This is a genomic window from Spirosoma foliorum (genome assembly GCF_014117325.1).
GTDB lineage: Bacteria > Bacteroidota > Bacteroidia > Cytophagales > Spirosomataceae > Spirosoma > Spirosoma foliorum.
Genome location: NZ_CP059732.1, coordinates 7,821,780 through 7,841,645 on the forward strand (window position 1 = coordinate 7,821,780; position 19,866 = coordinate 7,841,645).

A 19,866-nucleotide genomic window follows, 5' to 3' on the forward strand; every position below is an offset into this window, starting at 1 on the left:
CACTTTGTCGTGAGGTTTTAACTAACGGAAGTTATGTTCCCACCAAAGCATATCTTCAATACGATCAAATAGCCGGAAGCCATTTTTCTCCAGCACTTTCTGAGAGGCTACATTCTCGGTATTGGTATCCGCAACAACACGCAAAACACCTGGTTGCTGACCGGCCCAATTTACCAGCCCGCCAACCATTTCGGTCATATAGCCCTTGCGTTGTAGGGCGGGATAGGTCCCGTAGCCAATCTCAACAGCTCCCGTTTCATCGGGTTCGCCCTTAAACTTGGCTTCGGCTACAAATTGTTGTTTCTCCCGATCAATAGCCAGCCACAATGTGTGATAAAGCGGGTCGAGTGTGGAGTTTTGTAAACGAGGTATTGTAAAATGAGTAATGATGCTCAGAACCGGATCGACAGCTTCCCGATGGCCTTTTTTCAATCCTAATGTGGCTTCCAGGCGGTGTTTATCCGAGATGTGGAGCCGAAGTTGATCGAGACTCAGCGGGATTAGCGTTAAGCGGGGTGTTTCGATCATGGCTAATAGGTTAGATTTGTCCTTCGCTCACACTCCAGCCCCCATCGATGGTCAGAACCTGACCGGTGGTGAAGGCCGAGTAGTCAGACATGAAGTAAACAGCGGCCCCATCCAGATCGTCGGGATGGCCAATGCGGCCTCCATCGAGCGGTTGTTTGGTTTTGGTGAAGGCCAGAATGGTCTCGTCCTGCGTGGCCCGTTTGGCCATTGGTGTTTCGACCAGAGCAGGTGCCAGCACATTTACCCGAATATTATCGCTGGCGTAATAAGCGGCTACTGATTTGGTGAAGCCAATCACCCCCGATTTCATAGCGGCATATGCATGCGTTGCAAAGTAAGTAGGTGAAGGGCGAGAACCTAGTACGGAACCCATGTTAAGGATAGATCCACCTCCGCCTTGCGCACGGAACGCACGGACAGCTGCCTGATTCGACAGCATCAACGAGGTGAGATTTAGATTGGCCGTATACGTCCAGCCTTCGAGGGTAAGCTCATGGAGAGGCCCATCGCCGAAACGCCGACCACTGCCACCGGCTACATGATAGAGTCCATCAAAACCACCAAAAATCTGCTGACAAAGGGCAATAGCTTTGGGAGCTGTTTGCGGGTCAGAAGCATCACCCGACATCGCTAGTCCATTGCCATCCAATTGTTTTTCGGCTTCTGCACAGCTCTCTGGATTCCGCCCGACTACGACCACTTGTGCCCCTTCCCGTACGAACGCCAACGCAGCCGACAAACCCATACCCGTTGTGCCACCGATGACGACGATCTTTTTATTTTCTAACCACATTGGAATCTTGGATAATCAAATTGGAATTTAGTCACGCAAGAAACGAAATTGCGCCTGTAACACCAATATCACTTACCTAATGCTATCATTCGATATGACAGGCCATCTGATTCCCTACGATGGAATCTTAAGTAGTCTGCCAGAGATAGAAACTACATTTGTAGACTCTATTCCGGAATCTGCAACCCGAAAAGATTTGTTTATTCAATTGGTTGGCTATCTCACGGCTTTCAAAAATGAAATTTCAGGTACATTCACAGCTATAATAGACGGAAGTTTTGCAACATATCAACTCAATCCGAATGACGTTGATGTTGTTATCTTTCTTGATTATAGACTATACGAGCAGTCAAAAGAACGACTAGACGAATTTAGACGAAAGGCGCGTTTTTCCAAAATAGACAGTTATATTGAGCAGGCTTACCCAATTAATCACCCATACTACATTCGTTACCAGTCTGATGTAGCTTATTGGCATAGCTTATTTACTCGCAATCGAAGGAAAGAACGTAAGGGCTATTTACAAATTTCATACAACTATGATGCCTGAGCAAGATTCTGTTATTACAGAAATTTCAGCAACGTTGGAGCAAATTCGCCGAGCTAATCAAATGCTGGCTTACCACCGTCAATTTAAAGAGGTAGATGAAAATGCTATTCAAAATTTTGAGCGTTTGAAGGCCGATTTTATAAAGCAGTTAGCTGAATTAATGAAAGAGATGCAGATTGATGCTGATTTTCATACGTCTCCTTAACTAATGATTTACGTAAAAAGCCGTGCCATGGCTTTTTACGTAAATCAATTCTTGATGGAGATGAAGGATTAACTCGTCTCGCTTAAGCATTTACACCAAATCCCGCTCAATAATCTTCCCACTGGCTTTCTCCTTAAGAATCACCTTGTTTCGGCCATCGTGGGTCATTTCCTGTTTGATGAGATAATGGTCGGCGTCGTACTCAACCAGTGTCGATTCGGGTTTGAGACCTTCCTGACCACGCCAAACGGGTAAGTTTACTTTTTCCCACTGCTTCGTTTCTGCCGATTTATAGGCTGCGTCCAGTACCGCATTGACAACGTATCCATCGTAGAAGGTTTCGGCAGCATCGCGCCCTTCTTCCTGCGACTTGAACATGTCCGTAAACATGTGATTGTAGCCGAGGTCGTTCACTTCATCGCCGACGGGGAAAAGCCAACCCGTGTTCGATTCCGCTTTTTCGGCGATATAATCACCACCCTTACCGGTCGAGAACATCTCGAAACCCGTACGCAGGAAGTTGTTGATCCAGATGGTGCCCTCGGTGCCCATTACTTCATCGCGGAGGTCCATGCCACCCCGGAATGTCCAGCTTACTTCAAATTGGCCGATGGCACCATTTTCGTATTTCACCAGGGCAATGGCGTGATCTTCGGCGTCGATGGGTTTTACCTGCGTGGCAGCCCAACACATGACCTCTACTGGCTTCACATCTTTCCCGATAAAATTCCGGGCGATTTCGACGCAGTGACAACCCAAGTCGAGCATGCAACCACCACCAGCCTGCTCTTTGTCCCAGAACCAGTCGGAGTGGGGGCCGGGGTGTGTCTCGCGTGATTTAGCCCAGAGAATTCGGCCTAAGGCCCCATTTTTGACGCTATCCAACGCTTTCAGGAACTTTGGCGTATAACAGAGGTCTTCCAGGTAACCCGCAAAAATGCCCGCTTCTTCAACGGTTTTCATCATACGTAGCGCTTCTTCGGCTGTCCGGCCTAGCGGCTTAGTACAAACCACCGACTTCTTGTGTTTCGCACAGAGGTTGACCGCTGTTTCATGAATGTTATTGGGCAGGGCAATACAAACCATATCCACATCGGGATGCGCAATTACTTCTTCCATATCGGTCGAAGCAAAGTCGCAGCCATAGTCGGCTTTGAATTTGTCGGCGGTTTCCTGCCGACGGGCATAGATCGCTACCACTTTGTCGCGGCTGCGTTGACCGTGAATGGAATCGGCATAGAAGCGGCCAATGAAGCCGCCCCCCAGCATGGCAATACGTTGCATAGGAATTATAAGTAAAAGGTTAATCCGTACTTTTAGTAGGAATTTTGCGGTGAACCGTGGCACGGTTCACCGCAAAATTCCTACTAAGCAAAGTCAACTACGAGAAATTTCTATTGATTACTGATTTCATGCCTAACTTTTTTGACATCCATACCATTTTCTTTACCCTGTGGGATTACCCCATGAGTTACCTGGAGTTTTTCGGTGTGGTTAGCGGATCGGCGGCTACCTGGCTGGCTGCCCGGGCGCATGTCTGGAGTTGGCCCATTGGGGCGGCTAGCGTGTTGCTCTTCTTCTTTCTGTTTTATCAGATTCAGTTGTACCCCGATATGTTTTTGCAGGTGTTTTTCTTTGTCACAAACTTGCAAGGCTGGTGGCGCTGGACGCATCCTACAGTGGACGAAGCCGATCAACATAACGAACTCCGGGTTACGCGCTTGGTGGGCCGTCCGTTGGTGCTGGTGTTACTAGGTGGTGTAGTAGCTACGGGCGTTTTGGGTACGTTTGCGCAGAATCTGCATGTCTGGTTTCCTGTGTTGTTCAGCAAACCCAGCGCCTTTCCTTATCTGGATTCATTTACGACCGTTATGAGTATTATTGGTACCTTCATGATGATTCATAAAAAGCTGGAATGCTGGTGGGTGTGGCTGGTTATTGATATCATTAGCACCTATATGTACTTCAATAAAGGCGTGAAATTAGTTGGGTTTGAGTACGCCATTTTCTGCCTGATTGCTTTTCAGGGTGCCTGGCACTGGACAAAGGAGTATCGAAGTTATTCGCAGCTAACTGCTGTCAAATAGCATTGCGCGTCAATATTTATGACGCCTGGGCAACTGTTCGTTGAGTTTTAGGGTCTTAGCCCCCAAACACCAATAGAATCGACGATGAAATATAGTGTATTTGCCCTTTTTCTATGGGTGGCCATGGGCTGCTCGAAATCAGACTCATTATCGCCTTCGAATACCATCGTTGGTACCTGGCGATTAGCAACGTATTGTAAACCAACCAGCAGCTCAGCCTGCACCACCGTCGATGTTCCAGCGAACAAAGGTGTATTTATCTCATTCGACAGGGCAGGCAGGTTTACCGAAACGTATGAAAATACTAAGCCGGTTGAGTATGCTTTTCTGGGATGTGGTAGCGGGAGCTATAGCCTTGAGGGAGACAGTGTACGAATTACGGCTGTATGTATGTCGTCACTAGGAGGGAAGTTGATGCCTCTGGTTTCGGTGGAAGCGAATCGATTGGTTTTACGGCCATTCGACTCGGGTGAGTATATTTTCGTCAGATAGAATGACAACGGGTCTGGTTTTCGGGAAGTTTATGCCGGTTCATACTGGGCATCTGGCGCTGATTGAATTTGCCCGGAAGCAATGCGATCAACTGATTGTTTCCATGACTATCTCGCCCGATGATGTTATTTCGCCCGATCTCCGACTTCAATGGCTGACAGAATTGCTTGCCCCTTATTCTACCATAGAGGTGGTAGCTGAGACGAACGAATTTCATGATCCGACATTGACGCTGTGGGATGCCACTAAATTATGGGCTGCTTTTATTAAGCGACGTTTTCCAGATGTAAGCGTATTTTTCTCATCAGAGGAGTATGCCGTTCCGTTGGCACATCATTCGGGCTTGCAGCATGTTTCATTTGATCCACCTCGGCAGCAAGTGCCTGTTTCTGCTACGTTGATTCGGCAGCAACCGGCTTGCTACTGGGATTACATTCCTGCTGTAGTGCGTCCCTATTTCGTCAAAAAGATCTGCCTGTACGGTCCTGAAAGTGTTGGCAAAACAACGCTGGCTCGCCAGTTAGCGGCCGATTATCAAACGGTTTTTGTTCCTGAAATGGCCCGCGAGATGATTACATCTAACGATTTTGTTCTGGATGATTTTATTCGGATCGGACGGGCGCAAACCGAAGCCGTACAACAGGCAGAGCGGCAGGCAAATCGGATTCTATTCTGCGATACGGATGTCATTACGACGCAAATCTATTCGGATATCTACCTTAGCCAGATTCCATTTATTTTACCCGAATTAGAACAACAGGTGCATTATGACGTTTATGCGCTATTGGATATCGATGTTCCGTGGATTGCCGATGATTTGCGGGATCAGGGGCATCATAGGGCTGAAATGCTGGCTCGTTTTCGAGCGGAATTAGATGGGCGAAAATTGCCTTATCTGCTTGTGAGTGGTTCTTATCCGGAACGGTTAATTACCCTTAAGAACATGGCTGATAAGCTACTTGGATCTGATTAATATGATCAGATAAATTGGACGTTTTTTAGATTGGTAATTATAAGTCAATAATTATTAAATATGATTATTTAAAGATTTTTGGCTTATAATGTGCTGATAATTATGATATTAACAATATTGTACTATAATTTTGCATTGGAAACCAAACAGTAGACCTCTATGGCAGTTGCCAAACAATTTCTAAAAAGCAAACCACTTGCAAAAGTAACGTTTGAATTGCCGGCTGAAGCCGTCAACGGTGCTAAAACGGTCGCCCTGGCCGGTGAATTTAATAGCTGGGACCCTAGCGCCCAGGTTCTGAAGAAGCAGAAAGATGGTTCGTACAAAACGACCGTTGAACTGCCTGTAGGTGGCGAGTATCAATATCGCTACATTTTGGATGGTACGACTTGGACAAACGATTGGGCTGCTGATAAATATGTAGCCAGTGGCGTTTCGAGCGAAGAGAACTCGGTTGTTGTTCTCTAGGAAAGACATTTGATAGGAACAATAAATGGGTAATTAGGTGTCATCATGACTTGCCTAATTACCCATTTGCTTAGTTAGCCGAGCTGCTATTACACGGTAAAGTTATCCGATTCAACGTAGGCTTTGATCAGGGCAACTTCGCCTTCTTTACCCTGTTGCGATTTGCCGTGCTCCATACCAAAAATGAATTCCTTGTTTTCGGCTTTCTGCTTTTGGTAAATGTGCTTGAACACGTTTTTATAATTGATTTCACCCGTGGTTGGCTCATTCCGGCCAGGATTATCGCCAATCTGGAAATAGCCGATTTCACTCCAGCACCAGTCAATGTGCGGAATGATGTGCCCTTCGTTTTTCTGCATGTGATAGATATCGAACAGAATTTTGCACGAAGGACTGTTTACCGCCCGACAGATTTCGTAGGTCTGATCCGAGGTGCGCAAAAACAGGTTTGGGGTGTCGCTGAGTGGTTCAAGAACCATCGTTAGGTTACCCGCTGCCAGAATATCGGCTCCCCGGCGAAGGGCATCAATTACGTTACCCGTTTGAATACCAATCGGCAGTTTGCGCTCGAAATCGCCGGGTACAACCGTCGTCAACTTTGTGTTGCAGCGTTTGGCTGTTTCAACGGCTTTTTTACAGCCGTTCAGGAAAATGTCGATGTACTCCTGCTTTCCGGCAGCCAGGGTATTTTGTCCATTACCACCTTTATCGAGCACGAACACGCCCATAGTTATGCCCAGGCGGGCCATTTCTTCGCCGAGTTTGGTTTGTAAGGCAGGTTCTCGACCCATCATGCCGTTGTCTTCCATTGCCGTAAAACCCATATCGGCCATAAACTTCAGCTGGTCGATGAGGTCTTTACCCGCGCTGTTTTCAAACATGCCAAAGTGCGGAGCATATTTGAGTTTGAAATGATTTTTCGCCAGAAAAGTGGGCTGTGAATGCCAGTTCTCGGCGAATGATTCGCTTGAAACGGCGGCACCTGTCAGGCCTAAGCCCGCTGCGCCAAAGGTTGATTTTACGAAGTTGCGTCGTTGCATAAGGGTTGTTTGAACCGGGATTTTTGTGATTTAACTGACTTTGATTTTAGCCTCTGGCTTTCTTTGAAAGCTAAATCCTAAAAAATCAAAGTCAGTCAGTTAAATCACAAAAATCCCGGTTCGGATTATTTTTTCTTTAAACTCGCTAAATATTCAACTAAATCGACTAATTCCTGCGTACTCATGGTTTCCTGTAAGCCCGATGGCATCATAGACGAGTCTATTTGTTTCATGGAAACTACGTCGGCCATTTTGTAATTCTGAACCACGCCACCCGGAAACTTCATTTGTAGATCGGTTTCGGTTTTACTGGAAACAATACCCGTCATCGAGCTGCCATCTTTGAACTTAACATCCCAACCTTCAAAACCGAAACTAATGCCCGCATCGGGGTGCAAAATAGCCAGGTATTGTCCTTCTTTGGGGAGTTTAGAGCCGATTTCTGAGAGCTTAGGCCCGAAGTCCATTCCTTCTCCATTCACCTGATGGCAGGTTGAACAGTTGTTTTTGAAGACAGTCATCCCCCGCGATGCATCGCCCGTAAGAGTCAGTAATTCGTTCAGACCGGGCAGTTTTTTGCCTTCAGCACTTTTGCCTCCATCCAGAAAGTTAGCCGCCTGTTGCCGGATATTTTTGCGCCAATCGCCACTTACACCCTGTACTGCAGCTTTTTTATAATCGCCTTTGATATCGCCCGATTTCAGGAGAGCCACCACCTGATCGGCGCCTTCCATGCTACCTCCCAATGAGCGAGTTGCTTCCCGACGTAGTGCTGCCGGGCGTTTTTCATCTAAAGCCACTCGTTTCAGGATGTCGATGGATTCTTTGTTGCCGATACGACGTAAAGCTATCAGCATATTGGTGGCCGCTTCGGTATCGCTACCGTCTATAGCCAACCAAACCAGCGGACTGCCACCTTGCTTCAACAATTGCCGGGCGGCATCACGGCCCATTCCTTCCGTCGCTTTTTTTACCGCTAACTGCTTGAGATTAACGTTTTCGGAAGTCGGTTCGTACCGCGTAACGAGTTCGATGTATTCAGGTGTTCCGTATACATCAGTCATGAGTTTGGTAAGGGCCGCTGTGGCAACAGACGATCCTTTTACGAAAGCGGGATCAAGGTGCCGCAGTGCCAATTTGGTTACCTCGGCGGCCGATGCAGCAGTTGAGTTGCTATTCGCTTCTAAAATGGCAAGCAGCGCGTTTGATTTTTCGGTAGCACCCGGATTGAAATCGAAGGCCCGGAAGTAGCGCAGCCGCTGACTGAGATCAACCGAAGGGTCGCCGGCAAGTTTAGCCAGCAGAGGGACAGATTCTTTGGTGCGCGCGCGCCAGACAATATCACGACCTTCTGTTTTGGCGATTGGGTCACCATTTACTTGCTTTACCCAGGCGGTGTAATAACTATCCCAGTTGCCATCGGCACCAATGCCTAATGCTTCAAGATACCAGCGATCTTTGCCGTTGTATTGGCTAGCCAGTTGCGCCCATAAAGCGGGTGCCTCGGCCGACGTGCTCCGCCGAAGGGCAATGATACACTCTCTACGTACTTGGGCATCGGCGTCATTGACCAACTGTTTTATGTACGGAATTATATCAACCTTAAGCTCTCTAGCCGCCCGAAGAGCCGTAATGCGCAGATCGGCATTGGGGCTTTTGAGGGCCGTTTCAATGTATTTTGGGCCTTTTTCTAACTTACTCAACAGCCATAATGCACGAGCCTGCATCCTCGGGTTGTCGGACGATTTATATAAGCTGGCCAGGGGTTTTTCGGCTTTCTTATCCAGTTCACGAAGTTTTTGCCAGCCAGCATAGCGGATAGACATATTGGGGCTTTGTAAGGCTTCAATGGCTCCCGCTGTTGTTGTAAGATCAACTTTCGGCATCGTGTAAGGCGAATTTGGGGGAGCTACCCGATAGACTCGTCCCCGACTCTGATCGCCCGCCTGGTGGCCACCTACGCCGGGATCATACCAGTCGGCAATAATCAGCGAACCATCGGGAGCTACGCACACATCGGCGGGTCGGAACCATTGGTCACGGGTGCCTTCGAGTACATTCACAATCTCCGCTTTGTAGCCTGCCCCATCTTTCTGTACTGGGTATGATCGCACTACATTTGGACCTGCATCGCAGTGAATCATCTGATTCCGAAAGACTTCAGGAAGCAATTTTCCTTCGTACACAATCATGCCGGTGGGTGAGCCAGCGCCAGTCTGAAGCAGGTTGGGCACAACACCTGGGTCGTTTAAGTGCCAGTGCCGACGAGGAATTTCGGGTTCGATATTTTCCCGATTGACCTGCCAGCCTGCGCCTGTCATTTCGTCGGTGTAGCCGTAGTTGCCACCTTCCATGACGTAGTTAATTCGAACACCTTTGTTACCGTCGTCGTCGTTATCTGATTGCCAGAGGGTACCGTACGAATCGACAGCTACCTCATAGTTGTTACGGAAATTCTGCCCAAGCACTTCTACGTTTTTTCCGTCTGGGTCACAGCGAAACACCATGCCCATTTTGAAGTTCTGTTTATTGATGGTTTTGCCGGTAACAATATCCGTAACCGCATTGCCATCTTTATCGAGGAGCTGACCACCTTCATTCCCAAAATTGAAGTACCATTTTCCGTCAGGCCCGAACACAAAAGTGTGCATGCCGTGGTCGTGTTGCTCGCCCCCGATGCCCGTAAAGAGTAGCTCTTTTTTGTCGGCTTTATCGTCACCGTTTTCATCCGTCAACACCCAAACGTTTGGGCTGTCCGAAACGATAACTTTGTTGCCCTGAACCCAGATGCCGAGTGGCGACTCGATGCTTGGATCTTGAAAGAATACTTTCGAAACATCGGCTTTGCCATCGCCATTCTGATCTTCCAGAATAACAATCCGGTCACCTTCCTTTCGGGTTGGATTTCCATTGATGGCTGGTCGGTAATTATACGCTTCGCACACCCAGACTCGCCCTCGTGCATCAACATCGATGTCGGTTGGATTAGTCAGCATTGGTTCTGACGCAAAAAGGGTTGCTTCAAGCCCAGGCGCTACGTTTAGACTCCCGACGGCATATTTGGGGTCATGTTTATCATCGTCGCTCAGTTGAGCAAACAGGCTGTTGAGGTACTTGCCCGAAGCCGCATTCAGGTTGCGATTCTGATAAGCGCCAATAAAACTGCCACCGATTAGCAAGCCGGCAGTAGAGAGCGCAAGAGCCCGGCGGGTCAATGCCGAACCCTTAAATACAGGAAATGGGGTCATATGCTTGAGCAACTAAGAGAGGTTCGCTCTTAAAAAGGTACCTTGAGTATTTACCGAGTAAAAATAACAGCAGGGGCAGTTTATACCCATTTGTGATTTTTATTTTTTACCCTCAGGTAATTCTAACCTAAGTTAATCATGCCACATTTTATGAGTGCTCCTATAGTGGCTCATTCTCTGGACGGCTGTTTCAGTAACTTGTCTTGTCGGTAAAATTGCTTGTATAGGCTGAAATCGGCTCTACGACCTATAATACCCATTCACGATCACTCTGCACACCGTAAAATAAATCGAATATTTTTATAAATCGATCGTACGTTCATGTACGTAAGTACTATATCGAGTTAATATTTTGAGGTAAAGTTGAACAATAATATAAGCTTTTAGTTGTGCGAGTTGATAAGTTGATATAGATTAGCGTTAAATGATCATTAATGGATATGAATCGTTTAGAATGTATCTTAATAAAGTATATAAGTTTTTGATTTTGTGATTAAGTGAATTTATTCGCTAGACTTTAGCGACATTTAGGTTAGAGTGGCATTAGTTTTGTACTAAAGATTATTAAAATAAACCCAATGAGGAGTGCTCTATAAGAGTACCCCTTGCTATCCTCATCTCACCATTATCTTATTCAACGTATGGCATTTTATGTAGATCGCGGACAATGGATTACTTCTGAATTACTTAATTGGCCTCCACTTCGTGTTTATGACAATTGCAGCGGGGCTCAATGGTTAGCGGTAGCAGACTTAGTTTACCTGGAAGGAGAATTAAATTACACTTGGCTTCAATTTGCTGATGGACGACGAATACTAGTTCCCTATACATTAAAGCGGTTCGAGGCTAAATTGCCGTCTTCCTGGTTTATTCGGCTTCATCGACATTATCTGGTTAATCGGCAGTTTATTGAGCGGATCGAATGCGATAGTACCAGCCCTGCCTTTTATTTAGTTACTGGGGCAATTCTGCCCGTATCCCGCCGACGTTGGTTTATACTTCGCCGACAACTTAATTTCCAGCGAAAAGTAGTACAGTAACAGACAGCGTTTATCTGTCCTGATTAATAAGTAGTTATGGTTTCTATCCATAATTACCTCAGTTAGTTGTGTCTGTAAACAAGACACAGCTAACTGAGGTATTAGATGGTGTATTGTTGTGCACAGAATCGCTGTATTTTCTCGCGACTACGTTTGAGCCGCATTTTGACTGCGCTGGATTTTAGATTATAAAGCTGAGCAATCTCGTCGACGCTCATATTGTCTTCGTATTTCAAACGAAGCAAGGTTTGTTCTTTCGTAGAGAGGGTCGCCATGGCCTGTCTAACAACCTCCAGCGTTTCTTCGTGGAGTTGTGTTGCCTCAAAGTCGGGGGCGCTTTGGGTTAATCCTTCTTCTATGGAGGTATAATTGACTCGCTTGGCTATCCGCAGTTGGTCTGAGCAATAATTATAAGCGATTGAGTAAAGCCAGGTTGAGAAGCTGGATCTCTCCTGAAATGCATCCAGTTTAGCAAATACTTTTAGGAATATGTCGTGCGTGAAATCTTCTGCTTTCTCGGCGTCTTTCGTCATGGACAAGCAACGCCGATAGACCTTATTAACGTAGCGATTGTAAAGTGTTTCGAAACATTGATCTGGTTGATCCGGCAGATATTGACGAATCGTTTCCTCGTCAGTTAATGAAAGTGATTTCATAGTTTATGGGAGTGATGAAGGCAAGCTAACTCTCATCATAGTATGCGCATACCTCTAAGTACATACGCGACCAGCCTGACTTACGGATGGCTTGATGATAAGCAAAATATAATAAATCTATTAGACGGCGTATTTATATGAATCTCTGGATACAAGCTCAACGTATTAAAAAAGCCTGAAAAAGCACTATTTTGCCGTAAATATAAGTGAATTTACTTATCCTTGAGCTTGATTTATACTTAAGTGATATTTGTAATTTACCAATATTGCTCTCTTTTAATAATACCAGAAATTATATGGATATTTTGAGTCGATTAATCAAAAAACTAAATGAGGTCGGTTTAAGGAATTGCCCAAACTGTTTACATAAGTACCTGATTGATTGTAATCTTTGGGGGATAGGTTGATCAATTTTATGAATGAAAGGTCACTCTTAGTCTATTATTTATCCTGTTTGATTGGACAGCTTTTTTAATTACAAGTTACTGTTGGTATAGCCAATTGTTAATTTAAGAGTAGGGGAAGGGCTTTCCTACATCATACCGATTTCTGTATTGTCTCTGGCGCAAATAGATATAGTGAACAGCCATACTTGACCCTGTACTAGTCATAAGTTCGTTACCGTCTGAAAGCGGATTGGCCTTAAAAGTTTTATTTATACATTTAAACTTTTGGATGTATAGGTGCGTTAGGGCCTTGAAACTACTGCAAAGCGCTGGCTTTGTTCACCATTAAAACGACTAGACGAATGGCTCAGAAATTATTTTCAGAAGCTAAACTTGGTGCGCTAACACTCACCAATCACATTGTAATGGCTCCCATGACCCGAAGCCGTGCTCTTGGCAACATCCCTAACGATATGATGGCTGAGTACTATGCACAACGAGCATCGGCCGGTTTGATTATCACCGAAGGCACCTCTCCCTCGCCCAACGGATTAGGGTATGCCCGGATACCTGGCATTTATAGTGCCGAACAGATTGAAGGCTGGAAGAAATCAACATCGGCAATACATCAGAAAGGCAGTAAAGTGTTTATTCAACTAATGCATACAGGCCGTATTTCGCATAGCGCCAATATGCCTCAAGGTGCTGAAATTCTAGCCCCTTCGTCGGTAGCTGCAGCAGGTGATATGTGGACGGATTCGGAAGGGATGGTTTCCAATGCCACTCCTCGTGAGATGACCCAGGCCGATATAAAAGCAACGATTCAGGAGTTTGTACAAGCGGCCAAGAATGCTGTTGAAGCGGGTTTTGATGGTATAGAACTGCACGGAGCCAATGGGTATTTGATTGAGCAATTCCTGAGCCATCGGAGCAATCAGCGGACAGATGAATACGGTGGTGCCATCGAAAACCGGGCTCGATTCTTACTTGAAATCGTAGCTGGTTCTATTGAAGCTATTGGCGCCGATAAAGTGGGCTTACGCCTATCGCCTTTCGGGGCTGCGGGCGACTTACTTCCTCATGCTGACGATAATCATGATTTATACGTTTATCTGACGGCTAAACTAAACGAATTAGGGATTGTGTACCTGCATTTAGTTGATCACTCTGGCTTAGGAGCACCTGCCGTACCAGAAGCCACAGTAGACGCAATTCGGGAGCAATTTAAAGGAACATTAATTTTATGTGGTAGCTATACGGCTAGTCGGGCTGAAGCTGACCTCGAAAGTGGTAAGGCTGATCTGGTTGCTTTTGGACGGCCATTTATTGCTAACCCTGACCTCGTCGAACGTCTGGAAACTGGTGCAGAATTAGCGCCACTTGATCCAGCTACTCTTTATGCACCCGGCACTGATGGCTTTGCTCAGGGGTATATTGATTATCCTGTTCTGGCAGAAGCGCAGGCGTAGTCACAAAAAGACTTTCCGACACAACTTCCTCTTCACTTTATAGCCCACGTAGGAAGCTCGCCAAAGCAGCCTTGTCAATCATGACAGGGCTGTTTTATTTTTTGATAGTATGCAGCTTTACTACGATTCAGAGAGAGTATATATCACTAGCTATATTTTTTTGAAATTGTTTCGTAACGATCTAACTATGAGGGAATAGTGAGAGTGTTACGGATGTCTGCTGATAGGTATTAATTTTTCGTTAATAAAAGTAATTAATAGCAAATCCGTCCTTAAATCTGTTTCGTAAGTACTGGTAACAAAATTTAGCTCCCTATGAGAAAACAAATACTCAATTCAGATCAAATTATGTATGCCCTCGGTAACGGGAACTACAGCAATTTGTACTTCTCGAATGGTACTTCAGAGTTAACCAGCCACACATTAAAGTGGTATGAGGAGGGGTACCCAACGCTACTCCGAATTAGTAAAAGTGCCATGATTAATCCTATGTATGTAAAAGAAGGGGTTAAGCTATCGCCCGCTACAGCTTACATTACGATGCATACAGGGATTAAGATTCCCATTTCCCGACGTATGGTGAAGCGTGTAGCGCTCAAGCTCCGCTCTATCAATGCACCATTAACCAGTCAGTAAGTTTTTGTCTGATGTAAAAAGCAGCTACTCTGCCAAAGTTGGCTTTTACGTGAGAATGAAATAAGTCGTTTCTGAGGTTGAGAACAAGTGGTAAGCTTGGTACTATCTACTAACGCTATAGTAGATTTACGTTTAACTTGCTAGTTGTTAGGCGGTTACTGATTAAAGGGGTTGTCTTAATCACTTTAATGGGATCTTGCTATTGACGTACAAAGGCTATGAGTATAGGCCTTTATACTTATCTAATAAAGCGAAAGCATCTACAGAGCAAGCATTTTGTTGGCTCAATAGTTGCCGTGCTTTAGATGATTGCAAGCTGATAGTTGTCGGCTTGCAAGCTCTTATGGGTTAGGTTCAAAAACGTTGGTCCATTTTTGAGGCCAACGTTTTTTTGATGCCTATGGGCAAATTCAACAGAAATACGTTTGCAATACCAACCCGTAAATAAGGCTGCTTCGAGTAAATACTATTGGTGCCAGGGTAGTTAGGGGGCATAACAATACCCGCTGACGAAATTGAGCCGTTTGTAAAATTACCTGTCTGGGATGTAGAGGATGGTGGTAAGGCACCGAACCGTATTGGGAAAAGTAAGCGGGACAACCCGACGTGGAAAGAAGGTTATTTTTTCAACCTAGCCTAAATAATGAGTGCCGTCTTGACATCTATTGTTCAATTGCTGCCGTATATAACACAGTAGCGCGGCTCATTTATGAAAAAACCACTACTACCAGGTGCCTGGCCATTGGCTATTGCCATTGTGCTGGTCTTGCTGTACATAGCGGTGAGGTTGCTTTTTTAGGCAAACCGGTTTCTTATTGTTCATTTTTTGTGACTGCTTGAAATTGAGGCAAGTCAAAACAAAATGAAGCGAGCAAAATGGCCTGATCCCGGCCCGTGGACACTTTTATTGGCTATCCTGGCTGTTGGGCTCTGGCTTCTGGGGCAGTGGCTATGGAAATACTGGTTTTAGCGAGTTTAACCTCTTGTTACTTTTGACCAATGTTAACTGGTTTTTCGCATTTGAGGTCGTGAGGGCCGATTCTAATTACTACCGGTTAAGTAATTGATACTGGAAGTTCCTATCGTTTTTGATATTTTCTTTACCAATTCAGTCAAAGAAACAAAACCGCTCTTTTCGACCCCACTGCCTGACCCTCTATAAACCAGGGGCACGTTGGTATACTTATAACCCAGAACTTCGGCATCTCCCTGGCCTCTAAAAACAGCCTTATTACTGCTGATACCAACAATAACTTTTATAGAGATAGGGTCCGTATCAGGCTTATTCACGTTTTTGTATTCTGTTATGATATAGCCCTTTTCCAGATTTGACTGTTCAATAAAAAAGCCCACCGATTCGAGTCTAAAGGAAATCATATCGAATAAGGCAGAATCGGACAGCGTAGTAGAGACTTCTATTCGATTTGCCCCTTTAGGGATTTTATCACTTTGCGAATAGCCGACAGTGGCTAACAATAACAGCAGGAATAGGTAAAGACCGCTTTTCATGAAAGAGAAGGTTTCTTACAAATATACTATATAGCCCAATTGGTGCAATCTGATGGCTTAACATAACTGCCTGACGACTCAGTTAAAACGCCATTGACTAAAAAATCTTATGGGTGAACGTAAATTCCGAAATAAGAAGCTATTCTATGATATTTTTTGGTAGTTACTTCTTGCTATAAGCTCTGATTAAAAGGTATTTGCAATTAAAAACTTGTTAAAAATACTCAATTTTGAAACTAGGTATTTATACGGTATGTATGCTATCTATTATCGCTGTAACCTGTACAATACATGAATCGCTTACGCATACTTTCAATTGATCTGGTAAATACACTAACCTGGGGCTCAATATTCATTATCTCGACTTGTTTGAGTATTGGCCTATTCAGGCTGATAGTTTTATAATTAATAATTTGGTGTTCCTAAGTTCCGATTGGCAATTGCCGATCGGGATTTTTGTTTCGCTGGCTAAAAAGGATGGAATGGTATCGAACAAGCCCCATGTCGGATCGATGCGGGCCTACTTTTCTGCTAAATATCGACTCAAATTGAAATTGTTGAGTTTACCTATGCCTTAAATCGGCTAAATAAGCTTACTTTTGCGCAATGGCTTTATGGTGTAATGGATAGCATCACAGTCTTCGGAACTGTTGGTTGGGGTTCGAGTCCCTATAAAGCCACAAACTTTGATAAAAACCGCGTCTACAAACTGTAAACGCGGTTTTTTCATTTCAACAGTATGTCAACAATGCCCACCAGCCGCTTTCTAGGGGCATTTAGTTTCAACTCATTTCAACCGGAAATTTTCCAGTAAAATAGAGTTAGGCCTATCGCTTAACGTCGCGCTACAATTCTATTGACAAACTGTGGCAGGCGTTAAGCGATAGGCCTGAGAGTATAAGATAGCCACTTTGATAGCTGTTTTTATACGCTATAGCAAAGCCACTGCATGGCTAATCTTTTCCTGGAGAGAAATAAAAGTCCTTTTCCTGGAGATTACTCCAGTGCTGTTAGCGGTAAGTTGTCTTAAATTAGGTCTGGCCTGTTGATCCAAAATTACCCACGCCTGTAATAAACGGGAATTACCAGGGTTGATGAATAACACCTGCTGAAATAATCCTTCCAGTCGGGCAAACGCATAATCAATATCCGAGACATCATCACAAAGGGTAAGTGATTGGATGTGAGCATTCTGAGCTGTAACCTGAGTCATCAACGTATACATGCTATTGCTGATTTAAGCTAGAGTTTAGATGAAAAGAGGGTTTTGGGAGTTAAGTAAAAAACCTTGTCTATAGTTAGTTTAAAGACGTTCCTATTGTTCCTATTCTTCTGTACTGATTTTTGTCAATTAATTGATCCTTCTCAGATGAATCTGTTGTAGTAAGTAAACAAAGTAACCTAGTCGAGCGATGACCTGTGTTGCTGGATAGAGCATAAGGAAAACAGTTTCATGGGTTGACTACTATACGTAAATCAGGATGTTTTTGATTCCTAAGAATTCATACTATACGCTTAACTCTCTAAAAAATGATGTTTTCGTGTGTATTTGATAACTAAAAGCCTACCAAATCAAGATGCCATGAACTTCAGATTGGCCTACAAATTCCAATTCTGTTAAAATTAACATGTGTTAGTTAGTTACGCCGTTTAGTCGATGTGTTACCAAATATAAACATTTGTTCCTTATTTTGTTTTGAGAATTGTTAAGTGTAAACTTAATTATTCGTTGGAAATAATTTGTAAACGCTGGCTCGTTTGAGTCCAGCGTTTTTTACAATGACTAGCGGGCTTATTTATACAGCTATAGATGAATCGGTAAGGCTTAATAGAGAGAAGATATAGCTATAGGCTGCCTCAAACAACAGTTTCTGATAGTCTATTCGTGTTCTTTGTAAGTACTACTATTATTCCTCACTCATGTGTAGAATGGATTAGGTACAAAAAACGCCAGCCTTACTGAGGCTGGCGTTTTTAATTTTATATTAATGAGCTTGACTTCGTTATGCCGTAAGTTGCAAGAAGTTATTAGGTGCGCTTTGGCGCACGAATGGTGTGGATAGAATATATATAACGCCAGTCTCATTGGGACTGGCGTTTTTTTACGGCTATTGCCGAAGATTCAAATCGTCATAAACCACTATACTATCTCGAAGCTTGACCAGGCATGATAAGACTATAGCGTATTGTTATAAAAAGTATATGGCTTGCCAATAGCCCATTCGGCAAAGCTCTGGGTACTATTTATTGTCTCCTACTTAGGTAGGGATGGTGTGGATATTGCCCAAACGCCAGTTCTCGTAGGACTGGCGTTTTTAATTCTCTGTTAATGAACTTAAATTCATTAACCTGTAAGTTGCATGGCTTATTAAGTGCGTTACATGCACGAAGGTGTGGATAGAGAAGTTTAACGTCAGTTTCGCTGGGACTGGCGTTTTTTCATTTACGAAGGTATCGTGTTGTCAATCAGAGAAGTATACGATTCGCTTGCGGCTATAGTCCGTTATAGTAGACGCATAAAAAACAGTCGCCATCAAAATAGATGACGACTGTAGGACCTATTAAAGATTATCACTTAGTACCAATACTCCTTATTGGCATAGATCGTTGCTGTCAGCAGGTAAAAGCCTAAGCGGGTATTCATTCTCAGGCGTTAAGCTTCTTGACATTTTGGAAGCTAATCGCAATGGCTTCCAGCGGGGGAACTTTGCAAATGTCCTGCTCAACGTAATAGTGTTTAATACCTGCAATCTTGCGTGCATCCAGAATTCGCTGAAAATCAATGGAGCCAGTACCTACTGGCGCGAAGGAACGCTCGGCCGTTTTTTCCATATCCTTCAAATGGACAATTGGGAAACGGCCTGGGTTTTGCTTGAATAGCGCTACCGGATCTTGACCCGCTTTTGTTGACCAGTATATATCTAATTCCAGTTTAACCAATTTAGGATCAGTTCCTTTTAGGAGTAGATCATAGGGAACCTGACCGTCTAAGGGTTGAAATTCAAAGTCGTGATTGTGGTAAATAAATTGAAGCCCGGCTTTCTGGCATACTTCTGCCGATCGGTTAAATAACTCGTTCAGCTTTTTATAGTCATCGATAGTTTTACGTTCATTGGGGGCTAAATAAGCACATCCTATGAGCGATTGGCCAGCTTCAGCGGCCTGGTCTACGGTTTTCTGCCAGTCGGTTTTCATCGTGCTCGTCATAGTGAGGAGACTTGGCGCACTCAGCCCCATTCCACTCAAAAAGGCTTTGAATTCCTTTGGAGATTTGCCATAGTAGCCACCTATTTCTATTTCGGTATAGCCGATAGCCGCTACCTTTTTCAGTGTACCTTCTACGTCTTTTTCCATCTCATTTCGGACCGTATAGAGTTGCAGACCTACGTTTTTTAGTGGAGCCGCCGTAGCGTCCAGTTTACTCAGAATGGGCAGAGAAAGAGCAAGGGCACTTGTTTTCAAGAACTCGCTTCGGGAAATTGTACGGGGAAAGGCCATAAAAGTAGAGTAGAATCAAGATTTGTAGAAGATTGGTCAGCAAGATCGATTGTAGCATACAAAAAAAATAATGCAGAATTCTACTGGTTTGATCCAGCGAAAGCCTACATTATTTTTAACTAGTGCTACCGTGTGAAAAGTGCTGTAGTAGGATTTATTCTGGTTTGATTATTATCTTTATTTGAATTTTTATTAATCTATTTGCTATATTAGTAACTCCTTATTTACTTTAAATCAAAAACAAACACCACATTAAATCTTCCTTATTACATTCATTTTAGTAGCTAT

General features: G+C 44.3%; 18 protein-coding genes and 1 tRNA gene. 10 read left to right on the forward strand and 9 right to left on the reverse strand.

The window, feature by feature from the left end; all coding sequences use genetic code 11:
• Positions 1-21 precede the first annotated feature (21 nt).
• Complete coding sequence (locus H3H32_RS33025) at positions 22-528, reverse strand: GNAT family N-acetyltransferase (protein WP_182459969.1); 507 nt, start codon at positions 526-528, stop codon at positions 22-24.
• A 10-nt stretch (positions 529-538) separates the two neighbouring features.
• Positions 539-1,321 carry an SDR family NAD(P)-dependent oxidoreductase gene (locus H3H32_RS33030; protein ID WP_182459970.1) on the reverse strand — a complete coding sequence of 261 codons (783 nt, stop codon included), beginning with the start codon at positions 1,319-1,321 and terminating at the stop codon, positions 539-541.
• A gap of 79 nt (positions 1,322-1,400) precedes the next feature.
• Here H3H32_RS33030 and H3H32_RS33035 point away from each other — a divergent pair, with 79 nt between their 5' ends.
• Both H3H32_RS33035 and H3H32_RS33040 read left to right on the forward strand, forming a co-directional pair.
• Positions 1,401-1,871: a DUF6932 family protein gene (locus H3H32_RS33035; RefSeq protein ID WP_182459971.1), complete on the forward strand. Its 471-nt coding sequence runs from the start codon at positions 1,401-1,403 to the stop codon at positions 1,869-1,871.
• The gene (locus H3H32_RS33040) at positions 1,861-2,076 is read left to right on the forward strand and encodes a hypothetical protein (RefSeq protein ID WP_182459972.1); all 216 of its coding nucleotides are present in this window, start codon (positions 1,861-1,863) and stop codon (positions 2,074-2,076) included. The genes H3H32_RS33035 and H3H32_RS33040 overlap by 11 nt, the downstream gene beginning before the upstream one ends.
• Positions 2,077-2,166: 90 nt before the next feature.
• Here H3H32_RS33040 and H3H32_RS33045 read toward each other — a convergent pair whose 3' ends face one another.
• Positions 2,167-3,360 carry a Gfo/Idh/MocA family protein gene (locus H3H32_RS33045; RefSeq protein ID WP_182459973.1) on the reverse strand — a complete coding sequence of 398 codons (1,194 nt, stop codon included), beginning with the start codon at positions 3,358-3,360 and terminating at the stop codon, positions 2,167-2,169.
• A gap of 128 nt (positions 3,361-3,488) precedes the next feature.
• Between H3H32_RS33045 and pnuC the strand changes: the two genes are divergently transcribed.
• From pnuC to H3H32_RS33065, 4 genes are all read left to right on the forward strand, one after another.
• Positions 3,489-4,163, forward strand: coding sequence for a nicotinamide riboside transporter PnuC (gene pnuC / locus H3H32_RS33050; RefSeq protein WP_182459974.1), 675 nt, complete (start codon positions 3,489-3,491; stop codon positions 4,161-4,163).
• Positions 4,164-4,247: 84 nt separating this feature from the next.
• Positions 4,248-4,655, forward strand: coding sequence for a lipocalin-like domain-containing protein (locus H3H32_RS33055; protein ID WP_182459975.1), 408 nt, complete (start codon positions 4,248-4,250; stop codon positions 4,653-4,655).
• 1 nt (position 4,656) lies between these two features.
• Entirely contained in the window at positions 4,657-5,628 is a 972-nt protein-coding gene (locus H3H32_RS33060) for an AAA family ATPase (RefSeq protein WP_182459976.1), read from the forward strand.
• A gap of 159 nt (positions 5,629-5,787) precedes the next feature.
• Entirely contained in the window at positions 5,788-6,096 is a 309-nt protein-coding gene (locus H3H32_RS33065; protein WP_182459977.1) for an isoamylase early set domain-containing protein, read from the forward strand.
• 89 nt (positions 6,097-6,185) lie between these two features.
• On the opposite strand, the gene H3H32_RS33070 is transcribed toward H3H32_RS33065, so the two are convergent.
• Positions 6,186-7,136, reverse strand: a complete 951-nt coding sequence (locus H3H32_RS33070; protein WP_182459978.1) for a hydroxypyruvate isomerase family protein — start codon at positions 7,134-7,136, stop codon at positions 6,186-6,188.
• 125 nt (positions 7,137-7,261) lie between these two features.
• Positions 7,262-10,384: a PVC-type heme-binding CxxCH protein gene (locus H3H32_RS33075; RefSeq protein ID WP_182459979.1), complete on the reverse strand. Its 3,123-nt coding sequence runs from the start codon at positions 10,382-10,384 to the stop codon at positions 7,262-7,264.
• 641 nt (positions 10,385-11,025) lie between these two features.
• Here H3H32_RS33075 and H3H32_RS33080 point away from each other — a divergent pair.
• Positions 11,026-11,424, forward strand: coding sequence for a LytR/AlgR family response regulator transcription factor (locus tag H3H32_RS33080; RefSeq protein ID WP_182459980.1), 399 nt, complete (start codon positions 11,026-11,028; stop codon positions 11,422-11,424).
• A 101-nt stretch (positions 11,425-11,525) separates the two neighbouring features.
• Here the strand turns inward: H3H32_RS33080 and H3H32_RS33085 are convergent, their stop codons facing one another.
• Complete coding sequence (locus H3H32_RS33085) at positions 11,526-12,080, reverse strand: RNA polymerase sigma factor (RefSeq protein ID WP_182459981.1); 555 nt, start codon at positions 12,078-12,080, stop codon at positions 11,526-11,528.
• Between the two features lie 748 nt (positions 12,081-12,828).
• On the opposite strand from H3H32_RS33085, the gene H3H32_RS33090 reads away from it, so the two are divergent.
• On the forward strand, positions 12,829-13,935 hold the full coding sequence (locus tag H3H32_RS33090) for an alkene reductase (RefSeq protein ID WP_182459982.1): 1,107 nt from the start codon (positions 12,829-12,831) through the stop codon (positions 13,933-13,935).
• A 315-nt stretch (positions 13,936-14,250) separates the two neighbouring features.
• Positions 14,251-14,571: a LytTR family DNA-binding domain-containing protein gene (locus tag H3H32_RS33095; RefSeq protein WP_182459983.1), complete on the forward strand. Its 321-nt coding sequence runs from the start codon at positions 14,251-14,253 to the stop codon at positions 14,569-14,571.
• 1,041 nt (positions 14,572-15,612) lie between these two features.
• Here the strand turns inward: H3H32_RS33095 and H3H32_RS33100 are convergent.
• Positions 15,613-16,080, reverse strand: coding sequence for a hypothetical protein (locus H3H32_RS33100; protein WP_182459984.1), 468 nt, complete (start codon positions 16,078-16,080; stop codon positions 15,613-15,615).
• A 608-nt stretch (positions 16,081-16,688) separates the two neighbouring features.
• On the opposite strand from H3H32_RS33100, the gene H3H32_RS33105 reads away from it, so the two are divergent.
• Positions 16,689-16,760: transfer RNA gene (locus H3H32_RS33105), tRNA-Arg, on the forward strand.
• Positions 16,761-17,011: 251 nt separating this feature from the next.
• Here the strand turns inward: H3H32_RS33105 and H3H32_RS33110 are convergent.
• Together H3H32_RS33110 and H3H32_RS33115 are read right to left on the reverse strand one after the other, a co-directional pair.
• Positions 17,012-17,305 (reverse strand): hypothetical protein, encoded by a 294-nt coding sequence (locus H3H32_RS33110; protein ID WP_182459985.1) that lies wholly within the window; start codon positions 17,303-17,305, stop codon positions 17,012-17,014.
• Positions 17,306-18,726: 1,421 nt separating this feature from the next.
• On the reverse strand, positions 18,727-19,578 hold the full coding sequence (locus tag H3H32_RS33115; RefSeq protein WP_182459986.1) for a sugar phosphate isomerase/epimerase family protein: 852 nt from the start codon (positions 19,576-19,578) through the stop codon (positions 18,727-18,729).
• Positions 19,579-19,866 lie beyond the last annotated feature (288 nt).